This is a genomic window from Novosphingobium capsulatum NBRC 12533 (assembly GCF_001598375.1).
Lineage (GTDB): Bacteria > Pseudomonadota > Alphaproteobacteria > Sphingomonadales > Sphingomonadaceae > Novosphingobium > Novosphingobium capsulatum.
The window spans coordinates 1-21,836 of record NZ_BCYV01000009.1 but is presented as its reverse complement, the minus strand read 5'-3'; the positions used below and the strand labels follow the sequence as shown (position 1 = coordinate 21,836).

Below are 21,836 nucleotides of genomic sequence, written 5' to 3'. Positions count from 1 at the left end.
CCTTGGCTCAGCGCCGGTAGAAGGGCGGGATTTGCGCGTCGACATTGACCCACACCGACTTGGCCACGGTGTATTCGCGCATCGCCTCGAAACCCATTTCACGGCCATAGCCAGAACGGCCGACGCCCCCGAAGGGTGAGCCCGGATGGACCCGCTTGTAGCTGTTGATCCACACCATGCCGGCGTGGATCTGCTTGGCGAAGCGGTGCGCGCGGGTGATGTCCTGCGTCCACAGACCGGCGCCGAGGCCATATTCGGTGCCGTTGGCGATCGCCAGCGCCTCCTCGTCGGTGCGGAAGGTCAGCACGGTGACGAAAGGACCGAACACCTCCTCCTGCGCCACCCGGTGATCGGGCTGGGCGCGCACGATGGTCGGCTCCACAAAGCAGCCCGCCGCCAGCGCTGCATCGACAGGCGCGCGGCCGCCGGTCAGCACGTCGCCGCCCTGTTCGCGCGCGACCTCGACGAAAGACAGCACGCGCTCCTGGTGCAGCCGCGAGGTAAGCGGCCCCATTTCCGTCTGCGGATCGAGTGGATCGCCCAGCCGGATCGAGCGGGCGAGCGCCACGAACTTTTCAAGGAAAGCGTCGGCGATGGCTTCGTGCAGGATCAGCCGCGATCCGGCGATGCAGGCCTGGCCCTGATTGTGGAAGATCGCAAAGGCCGATCCACCCACTGCCGCCGGCAGATTGGCATCGGCGAAGACGATGTTCGGTCCCTTGCCGCCCAGTTCCAGCTGCACCTTCTTGAGGTTGGTGGCCGATGCCTCGACGATCCGCCGACCGGTGGCGGTAGAGCCCGTGAACGCGACCTTGCCGATGCCGGGATGTTCGGCAATGCGCTGGCCCGCGTCGTGGCCGTAGCCGGTGACGATGTTGATCACGCCGTCCGGAAAGCCGACCTGCTGCATCAGCTCGCCAATCCGCAAGGTGGACAGCGGCGTGATTTCCGATGGCTTGATCACCACCGTGTTGCCCGCCGCGAGCGCGGGGCCCAGCTTCCAACTGGTGAACATCAACGGGAAGTTCCACGGCACGATCGCGCCGACCACGCCGATCGGTTCGCGCTCGACATAGTTGAGGAAGCCCGCATCGACCGGCACGACAGAACCTTCCAGCTTGTCTGCCATGCCGCCGAAATATCGGAAGCACAGCACCGTGCGCGGCACGTCGAGCGACAGGCAATCGCGGATCGGGTGGCCGGTATCGAGCGCTTCGAGCCGCGCAAGGTTGGCAGTATCTGCCTCGATCGCGTCGGCCAGCTTGAGCAGCAGGCGCCCGCGATCGTGTGCAGCCAGCGCCCGCCAGGCCGGGAAGGCGCGCGCGGCCGCTTCGACCGCGCGATCCACATCGGTGGCCGTGGCGATGGCGACTTCGGCGAGGGTCTCGCCGTCAAAGGGATTGGCCACGGTGATCGTGCCGCCATCGGCACCATCGCACCATTTTCCGTCGATCAGCAGCTTGGTCGGGAAAGCGGGAAGGGGATCGATCCGCGCCATGGTCAGAACTGCACCGGCGTGACGGGGGCGGTGCCCTCGGCAATCATCTGCGGGATCTTGGCGGCGCCGTTTTCCCAGACGAGCAGCATCGAGCGCTTGGTCGAATAGCCCTGGTGGCGGATATCGGCAGGCATGCAGCAGATGTCGCCGGCACGGGCCAGCACGCGGGCGCGCGGCTTGCCGGTTTCCTTGTCCTTCACGTCCCAGGTGATCTCGTCGGAAAGCTGCAGGAACCACTCGCAGCGATCGTTGCCATGTTCGACCGGCAGGATGAACTCCTCCGACGTGGGGCAGAACAGGCTATCGCCCACCACCGAGCAGACACTGGGGTTCCAGGTCACGTCAGAGCGGGACAGGTAACCAAACAGGTTATAGGCGCTCACCTCGTGCTCGAAACCGGGCTCAGCCTCGACCACCGGCTGGTCTTGCGGCACATCGGCGAACTGGCGGTTTACCGGGAAGCCGGCGGTATCGGTGCGCAGCGGCGTGTCGCCGAGCAGGCCGACCATGCGGTGCGCCGTCACGCGCTGGCGGGTGATGGCGGCATCGTTGGCTCCCTGCTTTACACCCCAGGGAACGCCGGTTTCCATCGGCGCGGCAAACGGGTCATAGCCCGCCACCGTCCAGTCAGAGAGCAGTTCCTTGAACGTCGCCATCAGCGCGGCCGACTGGAAACGCTCGGAATAGTCGCGGCCGGCGCTGCGGTAGGCATCGTTGAAGCGCCCGGCGAACATCGTCACTTCGCCATAGTGGTTGATGGTGCCGAACACCGCGTCGAAGTTCACCACGCCATAGAAGAAGCCCCAGGCGACATCGCGCATCATTGCCCGCAGGAACACGTCGATCGGGATGATGTGGGTTCCGCCCGGCCACGAGAGGTGGGCGAAATACTCGTCACGCTTGAAGTGGAAGCCGCCGGCGCGGAAGGCGCGGAACCCGGTCTGGTTGCTGATTTCCAGCGTTTCGGTGTCGGTGCTGGCGGTGCTGGTGGTGGGCGCAGCCTGGGCGTCGAGCGATAGCGACATGGCCATGGAATTTCTCCTGAAAGGGTCGGGAAAGGCGCGGCGCGATCAGGCCGTGGTCTGGCAGATCTCCGCCCATTTCTGGACGGTCACGTCGCCAAGGATCGTCTGCACCAGGATGACGGCGGGTTTTTCGGCATGGAAGCGATAGGCCGCCCCCACCGGCAGCAGTCCCTGGTGGCCGCGCCCGAGCACGAGGCGGCCCATCTTGCGGCCTTCGGGCATGGCGTCGGCCAGTTGCACCGCGCCCTCGTGCTCGGGATCGACATGATCATCCGGACGGGCGAGCTTGACGAGGTGGACTTCGACATCGCCATCCATGCACAGGACAAACTCGTCGTGTGCGCAGGTGTACCAGGGTGAGGTGCCTTCGGCGCGGGCAGCTTCGATGACATATTCAAAGTTGATGCCCACCGCGACACGGGCATAGGGCGCGTTGGTCTTTGCCACCTCGAAGACGTTGGAAAACACATAGTTGCGGGGATCGTCGTTGATGATCTCGACGCCGCCCTTCTCGTAATCATCCAGCGAACCGAAGCGGGTGATGACGTCGGACATTTCCAATCTCCTGAGCGTGCCACGGCGCGTGTTCGCGCTCCAACCCTGACGGGACAGTGGCTTGGTCGAGGGCAGGCTAGGAGCGTGGCGGCCTGTCTTCCTGCACGATTCCAGCGTGCTTCGGCACGGCTTGCACAGATTCGCCCGAAAGCGCAGGCACGCCCGTTCCGGGGGCTGTACGCTTGTACGGTTGGTCGCTAATCGAAATGGCGAAACGACCTTCAAGGAGCGGAGAGAGACATGATCGTGAGGATGGGCGCGGCAAGCATCGCGCGGGTGCGGGCATGACCAGCGTGCGCTCGGCCCTGATCATCGGCGGCGGAATCGGGGGTATGTCCTCGGCCCTCGTGCTGCGGCGCCTGGGTGTGGCGGTGGACCTGATCGACATCGACCCAGCCTGGCGCGTCTATGGCGCCGGCATCACCATCACCAGCCCGACGCTGCGCGCCTTTGATCAACTGGGCATTCTGGACGACGTGCTGCGCGACGGCTTTTCCGGCAACGGCATCCGGGTCTGCACGATCGAGGGGCAGCAGGTGGGCGAAGTGCCCGATCCGGCCGGGATGCCCGGCAGCGGCGGGATCATGCGGCCGACGCTGCACCGCATCCTCTCGGAAAAGACCCGCGCATCGGGCGCCACTGTACGGCTGGGGCTGACCGTCGACGCGCTGCATCAGCGGGATGACCAGGTCGATGTCGTGTTCAGCGATGGCGGCCGTGCCAGCTATGATCTGGTGCTGGGGGCCGACGGCGTGTTTTCGCGCACCCGCAGCCTGATCCTGCCAGATGCGCCTCAGCCCGAATATACCGGGCAAACGATCTGGCGTCTGTTCGCCGATCGCCCGGCAGAGATCGACCGCCGCCATTTCTTCCTGGGCGGACCGGTCAAGGTGGGGCTGTCGCCCGTGTCGCGCGACAGCTTGTACATGTTTCTGCTCGAAACCTGTCCGCGCCGCAGCGTGGTGCCAGACGAGGAACTGTACCTCGGCTTGCGTGATCTTCTGGATGGATACAGCGGCCCGTTGCGGGCGCTGCGCGAGGGCCTTGGCCCCCGCTCGCAGATCGTGATGCGGCCGCTCGAGGCGTTCCTGCTGCCGCCACCCTGGCATGTCGGGCGCGTGCTGTTGATCGGTGATGCCGCGCATCCCACTACGCCCCATCTCGCGTCTGGTGCTGGCATGGCGGTGGAGGATGCCATCGTGCTTGGCGAGGAACTGGCCCGCGGTGACGACCTGCCCGAAGTGCTCGCCCGCTTTGCCGAGCGGCGCACGGCGCGCTGCCAGCTGGTCGTGCGCAACTCGATGGAAATCGGTCGTCTCGAGCGCGCCGGCGCGCCGCCCGCCGAGCAGACCCGGATCGTCGGCGAGACACTCGCCATGCTCGCCCAGCCCATTTGATGCCTTTGCATGCGCTGCGCGCGCAGCAGCAGCAGCAGGAGATAGCGATGTTCGACACCGAACCCCAATTGCCGCCCGCCACCCCCGACACCGGGCGGCCGCGTACCCTGGACGAAGCCAAGGCGTGGATGCTCGATCGCACGGGCAAGGCGATCCACCCGATGAACAACCTGGCCGCCGACGATACCGCTGCCGTCCTCACAACGCTCCAGGGGCTCGATCCGGTGAACTGGGCAGCGGCCTGGCGCGACGCTGGCGAAAAGGCGTGGCAGCGCGCCGAGACGGAAAGCGATCCGGCGCTGCGGCGCAAGGAGTATCTGCGCGCGCACGGTTTCTTTTTCCTCGGCCGTTTTCCGTGCCCCAACCATCCCGACAAGCTTGCCTGTGCCGCGCGCGAGCGGGATGCCTATCTGGCCGCCGGCGCGCTGATGTCGCCGCCGCTGGCCCGCGTGGTGGTGCCGTTTGACGGCCATGCCGGTGAAGGCGGCGAGGTCGTGTTCTACTACCGCCGGCCCCAGGGCGTTGCTCGCCCCCGTGTCGTGGTGATGTGGGGCGGGGTGGACGCGTGGAAGGAACAGATGACCGCGGCGTGCGACCTGCTGCTGGCCCGCGGTATCGCCACCATCGCGATGGATGGGCCAGGCACCGGCGAATCGCCCGTAAAGGGCACCGCCGATGCCGAGCGTCAGTTCCTCCCCGTGTTCGACTGGGCAGCGGCGCAGCCGGATCTCGATGGCGCCAAGGTCGGCCTGCTCGGGCGCTCGTTCGGCGGCTATTGGGCGACCAAGCTCGCCCATGTCGTCCCTGACCGCGTGGCCGGCGCGGTGAACTGGGGTGGCGGCGCGCACTTCATGTTCCAGCGCGAATGGATCGAACGCTCGCGCCATCCTGACAGCTATCTGATGGAACTGGTCGAGACGCGGATGCGCATGCTCGGCGTCGATAGCTGGGAGGGCTATATCCAGGGCTTTGCCCAGCTCTCGCTGCTTGAGCAAGGCCTGCTCGATCGCCCTTCGGCACCGCTGCTGCTGGTCAATGGGCGTGGCGACAGCCAGTGCCCGGTGGCCGATATCGATCTTCTGGTCGGCCACGGCAGCCCCAAGGCAGTGCGCATGTTCCCCGGCGGCCACATGGGCATCACCCCGCAAACGCTGCCGACCATCGTCGACTGGCTCGTCGGCGCCGTAGGTGCGGGAGCATCGGCATGACCGCGCGCAACTGGGTGCAGGACATGCCCACCGAAGAGGCCTATGCGATCAACCGCATCCTCTATCGCGTCCAGCATGACCGCGCGGAGGAAACCCGCTTCTTCGACAATCCGGCGCGCTACATCGCGGACGAACCGCTGTCTGATGCGGCCCGCGCCGCGCTCGACGCCACCGACATCGGCAGGCTCTATTTGCTGGGCGCCAACCCCTATCTGCTGCGCGCCTATTGCCTGCAACTGCGGGTTCCCGAAGCCGACTATCTGGCTGCCCTGCGCGCCGTAGGAGATGCGACCCATGGCTGAGATTACCGGCGTCTATGCCGTGAGCCACACCCCCGTGATGACCAATATGCCCGATGCGCCCGCGCCCGCGCGGCGCGAGGCCGCTTTTCGCCAGTTCACGCGGGTGGGGCAGGAGATCGCGGCGACGCAGCCCGACGCGCTGGTCCTGGTTTCCGATGATCACCTGCACAATTTCTTTCTCGATAACCTGCCGCCTTTCTGCATCGGCGTGGCGCGATCCTACCCCAGCCCGGTGGAGGGTTGGCTCAAGATCCCGAAGCAGCAATTGCCGGGCGATGCCGCGCTTGCCGCGCATCTGCTCCAGTCGGTGATGGCGGCGGGCTTTGACCCGGCGCTGTCGATGGAACTGACGCTTGACCACGGCATGATGACCCCGCTCGATCTGGCCGGGATTGCGGGGGCCATCCCGGTAGTGCCGATCCTGGTCAACACGGTCCAGCCGCCGATGCCGGCGATGCGGCGCTGCGTGGCGTTCGGCCGGGCACTGGGGCAGGCTATCAGGGGCTATATGGGCGCCGCGCGCGTGGCTGTGCTCGCCACCGGCGGGCTGAGCCACGATGTTGGCACGCCGCGCATGGGCCAGCTCGACGAGGCGTTCGACCGTGGCTTTCTCCAGCAGTTGGAAGCTGGCGGGCTGGATGCGGCTGCCGACTTTGCGGAAGCGACGGTCAACACAGCCGGCAATGGCGCGGAAGAAGTGCGCAACTGGCTGGTCGCCCAGGGCATTGCCGAAGGCGCGCCGTTCGAAACCTATCACTATGACTGCATCACCGACTGGTATACCGGGATCGGGCTGGGCCGCTGGAGCATGATGGCATGACGCTTGCAATCCATATCGACGGCCCCGCCGGCGCGCCGCCGCTCGTCTTCCTCCATGCCATCGCCACCTCGGCCGCGTTGTGGCGCCCGCAGGTGGAGCAGCTTTCCCAGCGGTTTGGCGTGGTGCGGGTGGACCTGCCGGGCCATGGCGCCAGTGCATTGCTGCCCGAAGGCGCTGGCTTTGCCGACTATGCCGATGCGGTTGCCGAGACGCTCTCAACCCATGGCATCGATCGGTTCAGCCTGGTCGGCATGTCGTTTGGCGCGATGGTGGCGATGCAGGTGGCGCTGCGCCATGCTGCCCGGGTGGAGCGCCTGGTGCTGGCCTGCTGTGCCGCGCGCACGCCCCCGCCCGTCGCCGCGATGTGGCATGAGCGGATCGCGATGGTGGAGCGCGAGGGGATCGAGACGCAGGTCGAAACCAGCCTCGACCGCTGGTTCACGCCCGATTTCGCTGCTGCCTCGCCGCAGACGCTTGACGGGGTGCGCGGCATGATCCGCCAGACGCCCGCCGCCGGCTTTGTTGCGGCAGCGCGGATCATCGCCACGCTCGATCACATGGCCTTGCTGCCAAAACTCGCGATGCCATGCCTGGTGCTGGCTGGTGCCGAGGACAAGGCGGCGGCGCCCGCGATGATGCAAGACTTCGCCGCGCATATCCCGACCGCGCGGTTTGCCACTTTGCCGGCCGCGCACCTCGCCAATGTCGAGGCGCCAGGTGCATTTGGCGAAACGATCGCGCGTTTCGTGGAGGGGCAATGACCGCGATTACACTGATTCATGCGCTGGAAGCCTCGATCGCGCCGATCAACGCCGCCTTTGCCGAGCATTGGCCACAGGCGCGCCTGGCCAACCTGCTCGACGACAGCCTGTCGCGCGACTTGGCCGAGGCTGGCGCGCTTACCGACGCGATCGTTGCGCGGTTCCGCACGCTGGGCCGCTATGCGGCGGGGGCAGGGGCCGATGGCATTCTGTTCACCTGCTCTGCCTTTGGGCCGGCGATCGACGCCGTTGCCGCCGATCTGGCGCCGCTGCCGGTGCACAAACCCAATACGGCGATGATCGCACGGGCCGTCGCGGCGGCGGGGGCAGGGCGCATCGCGCTGCTGGCGAGCTTTGCACCGACGCTGCCCTCGATGCTGCCCGAATTTCCCGATCCCGACCGGGTGCTGCCGGTGCATTGTCCCGGTGCGCTCGACGCGCTGCAAAGCGGCGATGCCGCGCGGCACGACGCGATTGTTGCAGCGGTCGCTGCCACTCTGCCCGAGGATTGCAGCGTGGTGGCATTGGCGCAGTTCAGCCTGGCCCGCGCTGCAGCCGCGATCGCGCCGCAAGCCGGCCGAACTGTGCTGACCACGCCGCAATGTGCGGTAGAGGGCATTCGCGCGGCAATTTTTCACGAGGCTTGCGTCGAGAATCGCGGCGCGATCCGCTAACGCCGCCGCGCGGCCCTGTCGAAGCGCCGCGCTGCACCGGGGGACGAAACGAGCGTGATGGGACGTACGCAGAAGAAGACCAAGCGCGAGATCATCCTCGACGCAGCAGAAGCGCTGTTTGCCGTGCATGGCTTCGACGGGGTCTCGATGCGGATGATCGCCGAACGCGGGCCGGTCGGGCTCGGCCTGCTGACCCACCACTTCCCCGCCAAGGATCAGCTGTTTGCCGCCGTACTGGAACGGCGCGCCGATATCATCAATACGGCACGCCTCGCCGCGCTCGACGCGCTGGACAAGCCAGACCTGGAAGCACTGCTGGCGGCCTTTCTGCGTCCCTATGTCGAACGGATCGCTGAGGGCGACGAAGGCTGGCGCTCCTATGCCCGCCTGCACGCGATGATGACCCAGGACGCGCGGTGGACCCCGGTTGCCGCGGCGATCTTCGGCGGGGTGGCCGAAGAAATGATCGCCCGCATCCAGGTGGTGGAGCCGCGCCTCACGCCCGATCTGGCCGCACGTGGCTATGTCCTGCTGCTGGGCGGCATGGTGAGCATGTTTGCCGACACCCGGCTGCTCGACCGGCTGACCCACGGGCGCCTGTCCAGCAGCGATGTCGTGGCGAGCTTCGATCCGATCGTCCGTTTTGCCGCCGCCGGCATCCGCGCCCTGGCGGAGCCGGCGGGAACTGATCCCCACGCCCCCTAGAGCGTCGCGTCGCAGCCGACCTGGGCGCGGCGGCGGATCGCATCGTGCGATCGCGCGGCGGCCTTGCCGACGGCGGCCACATCGATGCCCAGCAGCTGGCCAGCGCGCTTGAGGAAGCGGCCGTCGACCATGACGGTGTCAACGTTCGCCGGCTGGCCGTGCTGGACCAGCTGGAAGGTGGCGTTGCTATCGTCCACCGCGATCATGTTGAGATCGCTGGTGCGCACCAGGATCAGGTCGGCGCGCTTGCCGGGCGCGATCGATCCGGTCGTGTCTTCAAGCCCCAGCACCCGCGCGCCGTTCAACGTCGCGAGCTGCAGCATCTGGCGCGGCATGGTCAGGCCATTGGTGGGATCTGCCGGGTTGCCGGGCCGCATAATGATCTCGGTGAACGAGGCGCCGCGCTGCTGGGCGATTCGCGCAGATGCCATGATCGTGCGCATCGCGGCAAACGGATCCACGCAGGTCTGCGCCGTTACATCGACGCTGAAGCCGATGTCGTGGAACGGTACGCCGTTTTCGAGGAAGCGGATCAGCGGCGGCAAGCCGGCACCAATTATTGTGTCGGTAGAAGGGCAGAGGGAAATCTTGACGCCGCGCGCCGCCAAAAGCTGGAGCAGCTGGTCCGGCGTGCCGGGCCCATGGGTAAAGATGAACTCTGGCCCCAAAAGGTGCAGAACCTGCGACAGGTCGGCATGCGGGGCGATCGATTTGAGCCCGTGGCGCCGCGCCGCTTCCACTTCGGTGACGAAGTGCTGCGTGGTGTGGATGACGACGCCCAGATCGATCCGCCCATCGCCATGCTGGCCGAGCCAGTCGAGCATGGGGACAATTTCGCCATCGTCGACGGCGGTGGAGCCAGGATGCGGCAGATGGCCATAACCGAAGCGCGCGCGGATGCCGCTGTCTGCCAGGGCCTGCGCCTGCGCCAGCGCGTCTTCGGTATTGCGCAGCGCATTGGACCAGTTGTGGCAAGTGGTGACGCCAGCATTGATCGCCTCGGTCGCGGCATAGCGGATGGCGGCATAGTGATCCTCGGCGGTGTAGCTCCCGGCAAGGCGGTGGAGCGCGAAATAGCCGGGCGCATCATGCGACAAACCGCGCCAGATGCTGTTCCACATGTGCCAGTGCGTCTCGATGAAGCCGGGCATCAGGATCATGCCGGCAGCATCGATCACCTCGGCATCGTCGGCTGGTAACTCCTCGGCCACGGCGACAATGGCGCCGCCGCGCACCAGCACGTCGCCGCGGGCAAGGTCGCCAAGTGCGGGGTCCATGGTGAGGATGCGGGCGCCGCGGATCAGATATGCACCGCGGGGAAGATCGGTTGCCACGGCCTGGTCGTTATTCACTCGCATCTCTCCTAACCATCCGGCGCTCTGCAGCATGCGCTGCGGCCCGGTCTTTGCGCCATCCTTGGCATTCTCCCCGGCGACAGGGAAGTTCCTGCATGTTCCGGGCATTTGCCTGCACGGAAACGACCGGGGAACTGCGCGTGCCGTTTTCATGCATCGGTCGTGCTGCATCATGCAGGATTCCGGCAAAGGGCCTGCCTAGACCAGCATCAACCGCATGTGCCCTGCCGCCGGACCAGCCAGCGCAAGGGATACAGCAAACAACGCAAATGGGAGGATGCCTTGAACCCACGCTATTTCCTGTCGACTGCACCGTTGGCGCTCGCGCTGTGCGCAATGCCCGCTGCCGCGCAGACCGCATCGGCCGCCGCGCCCCAGGCGCCTGCTGCGGAGCCCGCAGAGGCGGCCAGCAGCGCGCAGAGCGGCGCGAGCGAGCAAGGCCTCAAGGACATCGTGGTTACCGCGCAACGTCGCTCGGAAAACCTCCAGCGCGCCGCGATCGCGGTCAGCGTGGTATCGTCTGACGCACTCGCCCGGCTCAATGTCACCCAGTCCTCGCAGCTGACGACGCTGGTGCCCGCCTTGCAGGTCGCCTCCAGCGGCTCGTCCAACCTGTTCTACTTGCGCGGCGTGGGCACGTTCGCGGTCAATTCGTTCAGCGATCCGGCGATCGCGTTCAACTATGACGGCGTTTATGTCGGCCGGCCGAGCGCTACCACCGGCGTGTTCTACGATGTCGAACGGGTCGAAGTGCTCAAGGGCCCGCAGGGCACGCTCTATGGCCGCAACGCCACCGGTGGCGCGATCAACATCTTGCCGGCGCGCCCGAAACTGGACGGCAATTCCGGCGATTTCTCCGCCACGCTCGGCAACTACAACACGGTGGTGCTGCAAGGCGATGTCAATCTGGTGCTGTCTGACAAGGCCGCGCTGCGTGTTGCCGGCATCTACAGCAAGCATGATGGCTATTTGAGCGATGGTACCAATGACGAGGACGGCAAGGGTGCCCGTGCCCAATTGCTGTTCCGCCCGACGAGCGATTTCTCGATCCGCATCGCTGCCGATTATTACAAGGCTGGCGGCGTGGGTGGCAGCGCGGCCCTGGTTGGCGTGCGCAATCCTGTGACCGGGGCAATCACGCCGGCACCCACCGATCGCGGCACCGGGTTGTACGATCCGCAGGTGCAGGCGCTGTTCCCGCAGCAGGTCAGCTTCCAGATCGGTCGCACGCTTCAGCCGCTCGCCCCCTATCCAGGGCAGAACAGCACGTTCTGGGGGGTCAATGCCGAGCTGAGCTGGACTACCGCTGCCGGCACGCTGACCGTGATTCCCGCTTATCGCCGTGCCGATGTGCACGCGCTTAACGCGGTTACCTCGTTCATCAGCCTGTTCGACGAGAAGACCACCCAGAAGAGCGTGGAAGCGCGCTTCGCTTCGCCCGATACGGGCTTCTTCCGCTACCTGCTCGGCGCGTTCTACTATCGCGAGGAATCGCAAACCGCCGACGTGTTCGCCCAGCAAACGCTGACCAACTATCTGGGTGGCGCGCTCGATACGACATCCTATGCCGCGTTCGGCCGGGTGACGCTGGCCTTTACCGACACGTTCCGCCTGAGCGGCGGGCTGCGCTATACCAGCGATCGCAAGACCGTCGATGGCGCGTCGCAGACGCTGGTGGCGGTCTGCGTTGCGGCCAGCTGCCCGGGTGGCCTGGTGCTGCCCTATACGCAGACCCCGGCCGGGCTGATCTCCAGCCTTGGCCTGGTGGGCCCGCTGCCAAGCCCGGTTCCGGCATTCAGCAGCATCTATGCTGATCCGTCCGCGCCCACCAGCATCCTGGGCAACAACCGCGCGGTGCTCAACATGGAGCAGAAGAACAGCCGCGCAACCTGGCGGGCCGGTGCGGAATATGACGTGGGTCCGCACTCGCTGCTCTATGCCTCGGTCGAAACCGGCTATCGCGGTGGCGGGTTCTCCTTCGCCGTCGATCCCACCCGGCAGCAATACCGCCCCGAAACGATCCAGGCCTACACGATCGGATCAAAGAACCGCTTTTTCGATAATCGCCTCCAGCTCAATCTCGAAGCCTTCTATTGGCGCTACAAGAACCAGCAGATCGCGCATCTTGGCGTCGATTCGAACGGTGCTTCGGCTTTCTTTACCGAAAACATCGGCAACTCGCGCAACTATGGCGCCGAGGGAGAGGCACAGTTCCTGGCTGCGCGCAACACGCTGCTCACTGCCAACATCCAGTATCTCAATGCGAAATACACCGATTTTCGCTATTCGACGCCCGCGCCGCCGCCTACCCGCTGCGCGGTGACCGCCCCGGCGCCGGGCTCTGCCTCCTCGGTGGTGGATTGTTCGGGCCTGCGCGCGTTGCGCTCGCCGGAATGGACGATGAACTTCGGCGTGCGCCAGACCATTCCCATCGGCACCGCGAAGATCGTGCTGCAAGGTGACGCCCGCTACCAGTCGTCCAGCTATGTCGGGTTCGAACTGCTCGATATCGAACAGCAGGCGGCCTATTGGACCGGCCAGGCCTCGGCCACGTATTCGGGCGAGGACGATAAATGGTCGGCGACACTGTTCGTCAACAACATCGGCAACCAGCGTCCGTGGGGCGATATCGTCTATAACGCCAATGCCAACTTGTTCGCCGGTTCGCCCGGCGCACCGCGCCTCTATGGCTTCCGTTTCGCGATCAAGTATTGATGGCGATGCTGGCCCCGGGATGGGCGTCCCGGGGCCCAGTGGCCACCGCTCAGCGAAGCGAACGGCGATAGGCGGCCGGGGTAACGCCCGTCGTCCGGCCAAAGATCCGGGTAAGGTGTTCCTGGTGCGTGAAGCCGCACCGCACGGCGATCTCGGCAATCGGCAGATCGCCACGCAGCAGGTCGCGCGCACGCTCCACCCGCTGCTCGATGATGTACTGATAGGGCGCCCGCCCGGTTGAGCGCTTGAACTGGCGCGCGAAATGGATCGGGCTCAAATTGGCCGCACGGGCAAGATCGTCCACGCTGATCGGCGCTTCCATCTTCTCTGCAACCAGAGCGCGCACCCGGGCGATCTGGCTCGGCTGGAGCCCGGTGATCCGCGGCAGTTCCACCCGTTTTGCCAGAGCATGATGGCGAACCAGTTGCGCGGCGATGAGGCGGGCGACGCTGTCGGCAAACAGATCGGATTGCCGCTCCTTGATCATCGTGCAGGCCAGCCGCGCCAGTTGTTCGAGCAGCGGATCGTGCTCTCCCATGCGCGGCAGGAACTCCACCGAGTCCAGCGCATCGTCGCACAGTTCGCGCACTGTCGCCGCGATCAGCTTGCGATGGACGTAGAGGTGCACCGTCTCCAGCGGTGACATGAGCGCCACGCCGAAGTCGCGCTGCGCCGGCAGGATAAACAGCCCACCGGTGCCGATCCGCGCCTCGCGCCGTTCGCCGCTCAGTTCGCGCCGGATGCGCACCGGGCCATTGAGATGCACGATGATGAGATGATGGTCATTTCCGCCGAACGTGTCGGCATAGGGGGCCTCGCGCTGGTGCGAGGCATAGAACGACTGCCATTCCAGCGAGTCGCTCGACTGCAAGACCTCGTGTTCCGGCCGCAGCAGAATGCCGTGAGTGTCTGCGGCTGTAAGTCCCGATTCGGTGCCGATACGCATAGCCAATCCTCTCTCCCGGCCTGCCGGTTTTTCCGGTCCCGCACGCGGCGTAGCGAAAAACCGTACGATTGTACAGTCGCGGCTTGATGGACGATGCCATGGCCACCTGGCGGACTCGCGTGCCATGGCAGCCATGCCCGACCGCTGGCAGCTTTGCCCGGCCGATCAGCCCATTGGTTGACATGGATAATCGGCCGGTGTTCAACACCGCGCCAAGGACACCGCTCCGCAATCGGCACGCGCACCGCCGCCCCTGCCTGGCAAGGACAAGACGATGGTGGAACCTGGAATAGCTGACATCACGTTCGGACGCGCCGCACCCGGAATCAGCGTGCGGGACATTCACGCCGCGCACGACTTTTACGTGGGCGTGCTCGGCTTTGAGAAAGTATTCGAGAACGGATCTCCGGTCGGCTTCATGGTCCTCAAGAAGGGGCGCGCGGAAATTCACCTGAGCCGCACGCCCGGTCACAAGCCGTCGACCACCAACGTCATGCATATCTACGTCAGCGACGTGGCGGCACTCTACGCCATCTGCGAAAGCAAAGGTGTGCGGATCATCAAACGCCTGGCCGACAAGGACTATGGCCAGCGCGCTTTCGTGTTCGCCGATCCGGATGGAAACCGCATCGACGTGGGCGAGCCCTCGAACTGATGCCCGCAGGAATGGATCGATGACAGTGCCTGTTTCCAGCGCCAAATGTCCGGACCAGCGCCTGGCGCTGGTTGCGGGCCTTGCCGTTGCTGCAGTCCACCTGCTGTTTGCCGGGCGGTACGACCTGTTCCGCGACGAGCTCTACTTCATCGTCTGCGGACAGCACCCTGCGTTCGGCTATGTCGACCAGCCGCCCGGCGTGCCCTTGCTCGCCGCTGGCCTGTTCAAGCTGGGATGGGGCGCCTTTGGCTTGCGTGTGCCGACGGCGCTGGCGGGCGGGGCGCTGGTATGGCTGGCGATGCGCTTCGCGCGGCTGCTGGGCGGGGGAAGGCTGGCACAGGCGATGGCCGGCCTGGCCTGCGCCCTCGCGCCCATGCTGATGGGCATCGTTGCCACGCTCAACACCTCGGCTTTCGAGCCGCTGGCCTGGACGGCGCTTGCCTATCTGCTGGTCAAAGCCGGTCGCGACGGTGATGATCGCGCGTTGCTGGGGGCGGGGCTGCTGGTCGGGCTCACGCTTGAGATCAAGTATGCCATGCTGTTCTGGATGGTCGGCCTAACCGCCGGCCTGCTCGTCACGCCGGGCCGCGTGCTGCTGCGGCGGCCGGCCTTGTGGGGCGGCGTGGCGATTGCCGCCATCATCGCGGTGCCGTCTTTCCTCTGGCAATATGCCCACGGCTTTCCGTTCCTGGAATTGGCAGCAGCGGCCAAGGGCAAGAACGCGGCGGTCGATGCCATGCCGTTCCTCGTCAACCAGGTGCTGGTGATGAACCCGGCGTTCGCGCCGCTGTGGATGGCGGGCCTGGCGGCGCCGTTCCTGGCAAGGCGCCTGGCCGATCTTCGTTTCCTGGTGATCGGCGCGGTCGTGGTGATCGTCATCGTGCGCCTTGGTCACGGCAAGGACTATTATCTGGCGCCGCTCTACCCCACCTTGTTCGTGATCGGCGCGACGGCGCTGACACCCTGGGTTAAAAGCATGCCGGTCAAAGTGGGTGTGGCGGCGATCGCCGTAGCAGCCGTCATTGTCGCCGCCCTGGCCGCGCCGGTCGCCCTGCCGATCCTGTCACCAGCCGCGTTGGAACGCTATGTGCGGGCAACCGGGCTGGCGCCGCAGCAGCAAGAGCGCAGCTTTGCCGGCACAGCCTTGCCACAGAGCATGGCAGACCAGTTGGGCTGGCGCGATTTCGCGCGGCAGGTCGATGCAGCCTGGGCCCGCATCCCGGCGCCGGAGCGCGCGGTCACGGCCATCAAGGTGGACAACTATGGCGAAGCGGCCGCGCTCGATCTCTACGGCCACGACCTGCCGCCAGCGTTGAGCGGGCACAACCAGTATTACCTCTGGGGCCTGCGCGGACAGCATCCCATCCACGTGCTGTCGGTGCAGGATGACCTGGCCGCCATGCAGCCCTATTGCCGCAAGGTCACGCTGCTCGGCCAAACCTGGTCGCGCTATGCCATGGCATATGAAAACGGCAAGGTGATCGCGCTGTGCGAAAACGTGAAGCCATCGCTGACCGAGATGTGGCCGGATCTCAAGAACTTCTCCTGACGGCAGCCACAGCAGCAAACGTGCCTATTTGGCGGCAACGCCTTTTGCCAGGCTCCCGTTTTCCCCGGAAATGCCCCCACCTGGCGTAAACCGCGGTGCGAAATTCTGGCGCAAAGCGAGAGCATCCGGAAGACGAAATCGACGGAAAATCTAGCCAAATCAATATTTTGAGATTTTATGGGAAGAAACCCGTGGTGCCGCTTACAGGACCAGCTTTCGTCCAATAACGCTATGAATTAGCTAAACTTTCAACAAGACCATACGCCAATTCCCCACAGCACGCAACTTTTGCCCGTCTAAGAGCCTATGTCTGAAGGCCATTTACGGTTAACACGATGATCGTAGCACTTGCATAACATCGCTCCCCGCAATCGTCAGTGCACTATTCAGCACGTGTTTTGTGCCGCCGAATTCAGGAAAGCGCTAGGCCTCGCAGCTGACTTTGGGACGCCGGCACGCAGACGCAAAGTTGGCTCTTGAATGCCGGCGAACTCATTGCCAGCGCCCGGCAAGCAATTCAGCCTGTTGTAACACTGTTTGCACCGCAGCATCTTGCAGGTCTGGGGGATAGCCGTATTTACGCAAAATGCGCTTCACCAGAACACGCATCCTCGCACGGGCGGATTCTCTATGTGCCCAGTCGACGCTGGCATTGGATTTGAGGCTGGATACCAATTCTGCTGCAATCACCTTTAAGCTGTCATTGCCCAAGATTTCTGCGGCGCTATCGTTGTCAGCCAGCGCGTCGTAGAATGCCTCTTCCTCGGGCGTCAGACCTTCGGCCTCGCCCCGCGTCTGCTGCTCGCGGATTTCGCGGGCCAGTTCGATCAGCGTTTGCAGCACCTCGACGGTGCTAATGGCATTGGTGTGGTAGCGCGCGATAGCTTCGCTCAGCCGTTCGGAATATTTTCGGCTCTCGACTACGTGGGTTTTCGAGCGAGAGCGGATCTTGTCTGCCAGCAGCTTTTTCAGTGCCTCAAGCGCCAGATTGGGTCGCTCGGAATTCTTCATCTCGGCCAGAAACTCGTCCGACAATATCGAGATGTCTGGGGATGTCAGGCCCGCCGCTTGCAGGATGTCGATGATTTCGGTGGTGACGACTGACCGGTCGATCAACTGCTGGACGGCAAATTCCCGCTCTTGCTCCGTCTTGCCAGTGCCGGAGCTTTTCACCAGGGCCGCCCGGATGGTCTGATAAAAGGCAACCTCATCGCGGATGGCTTTTGCCTCATCGCTGGCGGCGGCCAAAGCGAAGGCCTTGCCCAATGCAAGAACGGCATCCTGAAACCGGCGATGCGCCGCCTTTTTGGCATCGTCCGAGGTTTGGTGCAGCGCCACTTCATGCTGGCGCGCTAAGATCCATTCGATAGCCTCCGCCAGACATTTGAGGCGCTGGGCAGGTGTGCCTTGAATGCCGGGCGCGCAGTCAAACCCGTGGAACATAGCCTGTACGATGTCGAAGCGTTCAAGCATGACGCGGATAGCCATGGCTTCGTCGATGCCGACCTGTTCCTGATCGGATGGAGAGTAAATCCCCAAAGCCGCCTTCAGGTTTTGGGCAATGCCGATGTAATCTACGATCAACCCGGCTTCCTTGTCGCGGAACACGCGATTGACGCGGGCAATGGCCTGCATCAGCCCGTGGCCACGCATGGGCTTGTCGATGTACATCGTGTGCATGCAGGGCGCGTCAAAGCCCGTGAGCCACATGTCGCGCACGATGACCAACTTGAGCGGATCGCCCACTTTGCGCGCCCGTTTGGCGAGATCATCGCGCCGCTTTCTGCCGCCGATATGGCGCTGCCATTCCGGCGGATCGGACGCGGCGCCGGTCATAACGATTTTGATTACGCCTTCTGCGTCATCGTCCGAATGCCAGTCCGGCCGCAAGGCGATGATTTCGTCGTAGAGCGCCACGCAAATGCGGCGGCTCATACACACCGCCATCGCTTTGCCATCCATCGCAGCAAGGCGGTTTTCCAGATGTTCCACCAGATCGGCCGCGATCAACTTCAGCCGCTCCTTTGATCCAACCAGCCTTTCAACCGCCGCCCACCGCGCTTTCAGCTTCTCCGAATCCCGCTCGGCTTCGTCTTCGGTCAGTTCCTCGATCTCGGCATCGATCAGCGGGATTTGGTCCCCGGGCAGTTCGATCCGGGCGAGACGGCTTTCGTAATAGATCGGAACCGTTGCCCCGTCCTCCACCGCGCGGGAGATATCGTAAATATCGACATATTCCCCGAACACAGCGGGCGTGTTGACGTCGTCAGTCTCGATCGGCGTTCCGGTAAAGCCGATGAACGAGGCATTGGGCAGTGCGTCACGCAGATATTTGGCATGGCCATAGGCGCGCTTGCCGGTCTTGGGATCAATCCGGGCGCGAAAGCCATATTGCGACCGATGCGCTTCGTCCGCCATAACGATGATGTTCTGCCGGTCGCTGATCGCGGGGTAGGCATCCCCATCGGCGGGCGCGAACTTCTGGATCGTGGTGAAAATCACCCCGCCCGAAGCCCGATCCAGCAAGGCCTGCAAATGATCGCGGCTTTCGGCCTGAACCGGTTTTTGCCGGATCAGGTCACTGCACATCGAAAACGTGCCGAACAGCTGATCGTCCAGATCGTTACGGTCGGTGATGACCAGCACCGTGGGGTTTTCCAGCACGGGATGGCGCACAAGAAGCCCCGCGTAAAAAGCCATCAGCAGGCTCTTGCCCGAACCTTGCGTGTGCCAGATCACGCCAATCCGCCGGTCGCGCTCAGAGCCTGTGCCCCGCGCGGAAGGCAGCGCGCGCAGCGTGGCCGCAATCGCATTTTGCGCGGCGAAGTACTGGTGATAGCCCGCCACAATCTTGGCGATGCCGTTGCCTGTATCGCCAAACACCGTGAAATCGCGCATCAGCACCAAGAGGCGCTCACGGTCGAAAACGCCTTTCAGCAGGACTTCAAGCTCGGGCAGCCCCTTGGCGGCAATGGTCGCGCCGTCCATCGTCCGCCACGGCATGAAACGCTCTTCGTCGGCCGTCAGCGAACCGGTCTGCGCCACCAGCCCGTCAGAGATCACCAACAGCGCGTTGGTGCGAAACAGTGAGGTAATCTGCTGCTTGTAGGTCTGCAACTGGTTGAAAGCGCCATCCATCGTGGCGTTTTCGTCGCCGGGATTCTTTAACTCCACCACGGCCAGCGGCAGGCCGTTGACGAAAAGCACAATGTCGGGGCGGCGATTATGCCCTGCCTCAATCACGGTGAATTGGTTTACGGCCAGCCAGTCGTTGCTGTCTTTGTCCGTTTCCAGCCCGTCGAAATCGATCAAACGCACCCGATCGCCGCGGATCACGCCATCCGCCGCGTGATATTCCACCGGCACGCCTTCGACCATCATGCGGTGCAAACGCCGGTTTTCTTCGACCAGCGATGGCGTTTGTGCGGCCACCACCTGACGCAGGGCATCTTCGCGCGCGTCTTCTGGCACATCGGGATTGAGCCGCGCCACCGCCTCCCGCAGCCGCCCCAGCAGCAGCACATCGCCATAGGCAGCCCGCTCTGGCCGCGCGCTGTCTGGCGAGACATCATTGCCATAGACCACCTGCCAGCCCATCTCGCCCAGCCATTCGAGCGCGGCTTCCTCGACATGGGATTCAGTCAGTTTGGCCATATTCTATGGACTTTCGCGTTAGCCGAACATTTCGTCGAAAATATCGTGCGGCTTCACATGTCGCAGGCCCCAAACATCCAAGGCAACATCAGCATACCACTCTTGGCGCTGGCGGATGGTCTCGGCTGTCCATGTTGGGCTTGGGTCGAGCCTTTTCATGGCTCGCGTGATCTGATCGTTCACGCCTACCTGCATCAGTTCGGTTTGGCACCGGGTCAGGAGGAACTGCGAATTCGGGTATTGCGCGGCTTTCACAGAATAGGCGGCGTTACTCGCCACGATGTTTACAGCCTTCTCCAGCAGCACAAAATTGCCGAGACTCTCAGTCAGATTGATATCCTTCGCGCCGTCGCCAAATTCTGCCTGCGCGGCTTCATCCGCCCCCCGCGCGAGGATGTGCTCTACTTCGACCTTCGAGACGAGATAAGGCCCCAGTTGGTCTTTGCCGGCAGCCCCGTATGCCTGAATGTCGAAATACTGGGTAAACTTCGCGAGGAGATATTTCAGGCGAAACTGCCGAACATTCCAGCTTTTCAGCGTAAGCAGGGCTTGGCGAAACCGTTCATGATAAAGCGATTTCTGACCATCGACGAAGCTGGTGATGAAGGCATCCAGATCGGCATCGGTCTTCACTTCGCGCAGGGCTTTTGTGCCTTGGGCGATGGCGCGTTCATAATCCTTGGTCAAAACGCCAGCAATCAGCCAGACGCACATCACCTCTTCAATCGCGTTGCAAAGTCGCGTGAACCGTTCGCCCGTCAAATGCCGCCCGGCCAACAGCAGGATATGATGTTGCTTGATGGCACTGCCGCCCAGCGCCCTGGTGTTGGCCAGCCCGCTTTCCAAATGACCCTGCTGGTTCTTGAGCGTAGCAAAATTGGCATAGTCCAGCGCCGCTTCTTTGAGCCGGACAGCAAAGCCCAGCGGATCGCCGATATGGTTGGTCTGATCGTTGGCCTTGACCAACCAGTTGTAGATGTCCTCTTCGCGGATTTTGGCGTCGCGCACATTGAAATTGGCGAGGATGTAATAGCGCAGGAAGCGAAGCGGCTTTTCACCCGCGCCATAGAGCGCCTGTGTCAGTGCCTTCCACTCATCCTTCAGCTTGCGGAATTGGTCCGCCTTGGCATTCATGAACAGCAGATTTTTCAGCAGGTCCATCGCGTCCAGGCCGACGCCGCGATCATTGATGGTCTCAAAGATCTTGAGCGCCCGGCTGACATCCGGGGTCTGAATGCGGATCAGCTTGACCTTGTTGGTGAAATAGCCGTGAAAGCGCCGGACAGCTTGCACATCATCGCCAAACTTGTCCTTCAGAAACTCGCGAATGGCGGCATAGGCATTGGCCAGATTCCGGATCGAGCGTGTGCCGTCCTTGCGCGCGTCATAGCCCTTGCCTTCACCGTATTCGGCCATCACGCCCTGCGCGTCCTCATATTGCAGATCGAGGCGCATCCGGTTGACGGTATCTCCCTGCCAGTCGGTGCTGCTGGACAAAATCTGATCTGACAGCGTGGCCGGTGTTTCAGCGCCAAGAGCGGCCAAAGCATCCCGCAACGCGCACAGTGTCAGGAAACTGGTGGTGGTGCGCTGTTGCCCATCAATCAGATCGAGCACACCGTCCTTGTCGGCGCAAACCACGATGGTGCCGATGAAATATTCCGGCGCATCGTCCTTGGTCGCCTGCTCGAATTCGCCAAAAATATCCTGCAGGAACTGCTCGACCTCGTCGCCGCGCTCGCCCTGGGCATCCTTCTCGCCCCAGACATATTCGCGCTGGTAATCGGGGACCTTGTAGAAGGACTGAAACACCTTGGCGATGCTCAGGTCTTCGGAATCAATCGTCTTGAAGGCAGTCAACTCTTGTCCCCCTGATCGCCAATGCGGATTTACCAGCGCGCCGGCTTTTGAAACGCCCCAACCGTATCGATCATGGCCGCCGGAAATTGCGCATTCGCTAAGGCGCCACCACGGATCGGTTTGATGAAATGGGCCAGTGGCCGCAGGGCTTGGCTGG

At 63.9% G+C, this 21,836-nt stretch carries 17 protein-coding genes; 10 read left to right on the top strand and 7 right to left on the bottom strand.

Translation table 11 applies throughout. The features are described 5' to 3' along the window. Positions 1 to 7 precede the first annotated feature (7 nt). Genes SCA01S_RS08540 through SCA01S_RS08530 form a run of 3 tightly spaced genes read right to left on the bottom strand, consistent with a single transcriptional unit; the run spans position 8 to position 3,078 of the window. A complete protein-coding gene (locus tag SCA01S_RS08540) occupies positions 8 to 1,498 on the bottom strand; it encodes an aldehyde dehydrogenase family protein (RefSeq protein WP_062784848.1) in 1,491 nt (496 codons plus the stop codon). 2 nt (positions 1,499 to 1,500) lie between these two features. Next, positions 1,501 to 2,529 (bottom strand): hypothetical protein, encoded by a 1,029-nt coding sequence (locus tag SCA01S_RS08535; RefSeq protein WP_062784846.1) that lies wholly within the window; start codon positions 2,527 to 2,529, stop codon positions 1,501 to 1,503. A gap of 39 nt (positions 2,530 to 2,568) precedes the next feature. After that, positions 2,569 to 3,078, bottom strand: a complete 510-nt coding sequence (locus SCA01S_RS08530) for a cupin domain-containing protein (RefSeq protein ID WP_062784844.1) — start codon at positions 3,076 to 3,078, stop codon at positions 2,569 to 2,571. A gap of 284 nt (positions 3,079 to 3,362) precedes the next feature. Between SCA01S_RS08530 and SCA01S_RS08525 the strand changes: the two genes are divergently transcribed. From SCA01S_RS08525 to SCA01S_RS08495, 7 genes are read left to right on the top strand one after another with little or no spacing between them, the layout of a single operon-like run. Next, the gene (locus SCA01S_RS08525) at positions 3,363 to 4,475 is read left to right on the top strand and encodes an FAD-dependent oxidoreductase (RefSeq protein WP_062784842.1); all 1,113 of its coding nucleotides are present in this window, start codon (positions 3,363 to 3,365) and stop codon (positions 4,473 to 4,475) included. A gap of 47 nt (positions 4,476 to 4,522) precedes the next feature. Then, positions 4,523 to 5,683: an alpha/beta hydrolase family protein gene (locus tag SCA01S_RS08520; protein WP_051146480.1), complete on the top strand. Its 1,161-nt coding sequence runs from the start codon at positions 4,523 to 4,525 to the stop codon at positions 5,681 to 5,683. After that, complete coding sequence (locus SCA01S_RS08515) at positions 5,680 to 5,985, top strand: Aromatic-ring-opening dioxygenase LigAB, LigA subunit (RefSeq protein ID WP_022678215.1); 306 nt, start codon at positions 5,680 to 5,682, stop codon at positions 5,983 to 5,985. The genes SCA01S_RS08520 and SCA01S_RS08515 overlap by 4 nt, the downstream gene beginning before the upstream one ends. After that, a complete protein-coding gene (locus SCA01S_RS08510; RefSeq protein WP_022678214.1) occupies positions 5,978 to 6,805 on the top strand; it encodes a DODA-type extradiol aromatic ring-opening family dioxygenase in 828 nt (275 codons plus the stop codon). Before SCA01S_RS08515 ends, SCA01S_RS08510 begins: the two co-directional genes overlap by 8 nt. Next, on the top strand, positions 6,802 to 7,566 hold the full coding sequence (locus SCA01S_RS08505; protein ID WP_062784840.1) for an alpha/beta fold hydrolase: 765 nt from the start codon (positions 6,802 to 6,804) through the stop codon (positions 7,564 to 7,566). The genes SCA01S_RS08510 and SCA01S_RS08505 overlap by 4 nt, the downstream gene beginning before the upstream one ends. After that, positions 7,563 to 8,240: an arylsulfatase gene (locus SCA01S_RS08500; protein ID WP_062784838.1), complete on the top strand. Its 678-nt coding sequence runs from the start codon at positions 7,563 to 7,565 to the stop codon at positions 8,238 to 8,240. The genes SCA01S_RS08505 and SCA01S_RS08500 overlap by 4 nt, the downstream gene beginning before the upstream one ends. Positions 8,241 to 8,297: 57 nt before the next feature. Further along, complete coding sequence (locus SCA01S_RS08495; RefSeq protein ID WP_245652510.1) at positions 8,298 to 8,945, top strand: TetR/AcrR family transcriptional regulator; 648 nt, start codon at positions 8,298 to 8,300, stop codon at positions 8,943 to 8,945. Here SCA01S_RS08495 and SCA01S_RS08490 read toward each other — a convergent pair. Beyond that, complete coding sequence (locus SCA01S_RS08490) at positions 8,942 to 10,297, bottom strand: amidohydrolase family protein (protein ID WP_062784834.1); 1,356 nt, start codon at positions 10,295 to 10,297, stop codon at positions 8,942 to 8,944. The two genes, SCA01S_RS08495 and SCA01S_RS08490, sit on opposite strands and share 4 nt — an antisense overlap. 285 nt (positions 10,298 to 10,582) lie before the next feature. On the opposite strand from SCA01S_RS08490, the gene SCA01S_RS08485 reads away from it, so the two are divergent. Then, positions 10,583 to 13,015, top strand: a complete 2,433-nt coding sequence (locus SCA01S_RS08485) for a TonB-dependent receptor (RefSeq protein WP_157088906.1) — start codon at positions 10,583 to 10,585, stop codon at positions 13,013 to 13,015. A 49-nt stretch (positions 13,016 to 13,064) separates the two neighbouring features. Here SCA01S_RS08485 and SCA01S_RS08480 read toward each other — a convergent pair whose 3' ends face one another. After that, positions 13,065 to 13,961 (bottom strand): helix-turn-helix domain-containing protein, encoded by an 897-nt coding sequence (locus tag SCA01S_RS08480; protein WP_022678209.1) that lies wholly within the window; start codon positions 13,959 to 13,961, stop codon positions 13,065 to 13,067. 274 nt (positions 13,962 to 14,235) lie between these two features. Here SCA01S_RS08480 and SCA01S_RS08475 point away from each other — a divergent pair, with 274 nt between their 5' ends. Both SCA01S_RS08475 and SCA01S_RS08470 read left to right on the top strand, forming a co-directional pair. Beyond that, a complete protein-coding gene (locus tag SCA01S_RS08475; RefSeq protein ID WP_062784830.1) occupies positions 14,236 to 14,616 on the top strand; it encodes a VOC family protein in 381 nt (126 codons plus the stop codon). Between the two features lie 19 nt (positions 14,617 to 14,635). Then, entirely contained in the window at positions 14,636 to 16,165 is a 1,530-nt protein-coding gene (locus SCA01S_RS08470; protein WP_062784828.1) for an ArnT family glycosyltransferase, read from the top strand. A 492-nt stretch (positions 16,166 to 16,657) separates the two neighbouring features. On the opposite strand, the gene SCA01S_RS08465 is transcribed toward SCA01S_RS08470, so the two are convergent. Both SCA01S_RS08465 and SCA01S_RS08460 read right to left on the bottom strand, forming a co-directional pair. Then, positions 16,658 to 19,819, bottom strand: a complete 3,162-nt coding sequence (locus SCA01S_RS08465) for a type I restriction endonuclease subunit R (protein ID WP_062784826.1) — start codon at positions 19,817 to 19,819, stop codon at positions 16,658 to 16,660. An 18-nt stretch (positions 19,820 to 19,837) separates the two neighbouring features. Continuing rightward, a complete protein-coding gene (locus tag SCA01S_RS08460; protein ID WP_062784824.1) occupies positions 19,838 to 21,679 on the bottom strand; it encodes a DUF262 domain-containing protein in 1,842 nt (613 codons plus the stop codon). Between the last annotated feature and the right edge of the window lie 157 nt (positions 21,680 to 21,836).

What these genes read in the sequence shown, in the direction of transcription:
- SCA01S_RS08530 (WP_062784844.1), bottom strand. Translation starts at nt 3,078, where the DNA reads ATGTCCGACGTCATCACCCGCTTCGGTTCGCTGGATGATTACGAGAAG.
- SCA01S_RS08500 (WP_062784838.1), top strand. Translation starts at nt 7,563, where the DNA reads ATGACCGCGATTACACTGATTCATGCGCTGGAAGCCTCGATCGCGCCG.
- SCA01S_RS08495 (WP_245652510.1), top strand. Translation starts at nt 8,298, where the DNA reads ATGGGACGTACGCAGAAGAAGACCAAGCGCGAGATCATCCTCGACGCA.
- SCA01S_RS08525 (WP_062784842.1), top strand. Translation starts at nt 3,363, where the DNA reads ATGACCAGCGTGCGCTCGGCCCTGATCATCGGCGGCGGAATCGGGGGT.
- SCA01S_RS08475 (WP_062784830.1), top strand. Translation starts at nt 14,236, where the DNA reads ATGGTGGAACCTGGAATAGCTGACATCACGTTCGGACGCGCCGCACCC.
- SCA01S_RS08515 (WP_022678215.1), top strand. Translation starts at nt 5,680, where the DNA reads ATGACCGCGCGCAACTGGGTGCAGGACATGCCCACCGAAGAGGCCTAT.
- SCA01S_RS08540 (WP_062784848.1), bottom strand. Translation starts at nt 1,498, where the DNA reads ATGGCGCGGATCGATCCCCTTCCCGCTTTCCCGACCAAGCTGCTGATC.
- SCA01S_RS08470 (WP_062784828.1), top strand. Translation starts at nt 14,636, where the DNA reads ATGACAGTGCCTGTTTCCAGCGCCAAATGTCCGGACCAGCGCCTGGCG.
- SCA01S_RS08510 (WP_022678214.1), top strand. Translation starts at nt 5,978, where the DNA reads ATGGCTGAGATTACCGGCGTCTATGCCGTGAGCCACACCCCCGTGATG.
- SCA01S_RS08465 (WP_062784826.1), bottom strand. Translation starts at nt 19,819, where the DNA reads ATGGCCAAACTGACTGAATCCCATGTCGAGGAAGCCGCGCTCGAATGG.
- SCA01S_RS08480 (WP_022678209.1), bottom strand. Translation starts at nt 13,961, where the DNA reads ATGCGTATCGGCACCGAATCGGGACTTACAGCCGCAGACACTCACGGC.
- SCA01S_RS08535 (WP_062784846.1), bottom strand. Translation starts at nt 2,529, where the DNA reads ATGGCCATGTCGCTATCGCTCGACGCCCAGGCTGCGCCCACCACCAGC.
- SCA01S_RS08520 (WP_051146480.1), top strand. Translation starts at nt 4,523, where the DNA reads ATGTTCGACACCGAACCCCAATTGCCGCCCGCCACCCCCGACACCGGG.
- SCA01S_RS08505 (WP_062784840.1), top strand. Translation starts at nt 6,802, where the DNA reads ATGACGCTTGCAATCCATATCGACGGCCCCGCCGGCGCGCCGCCGCTC.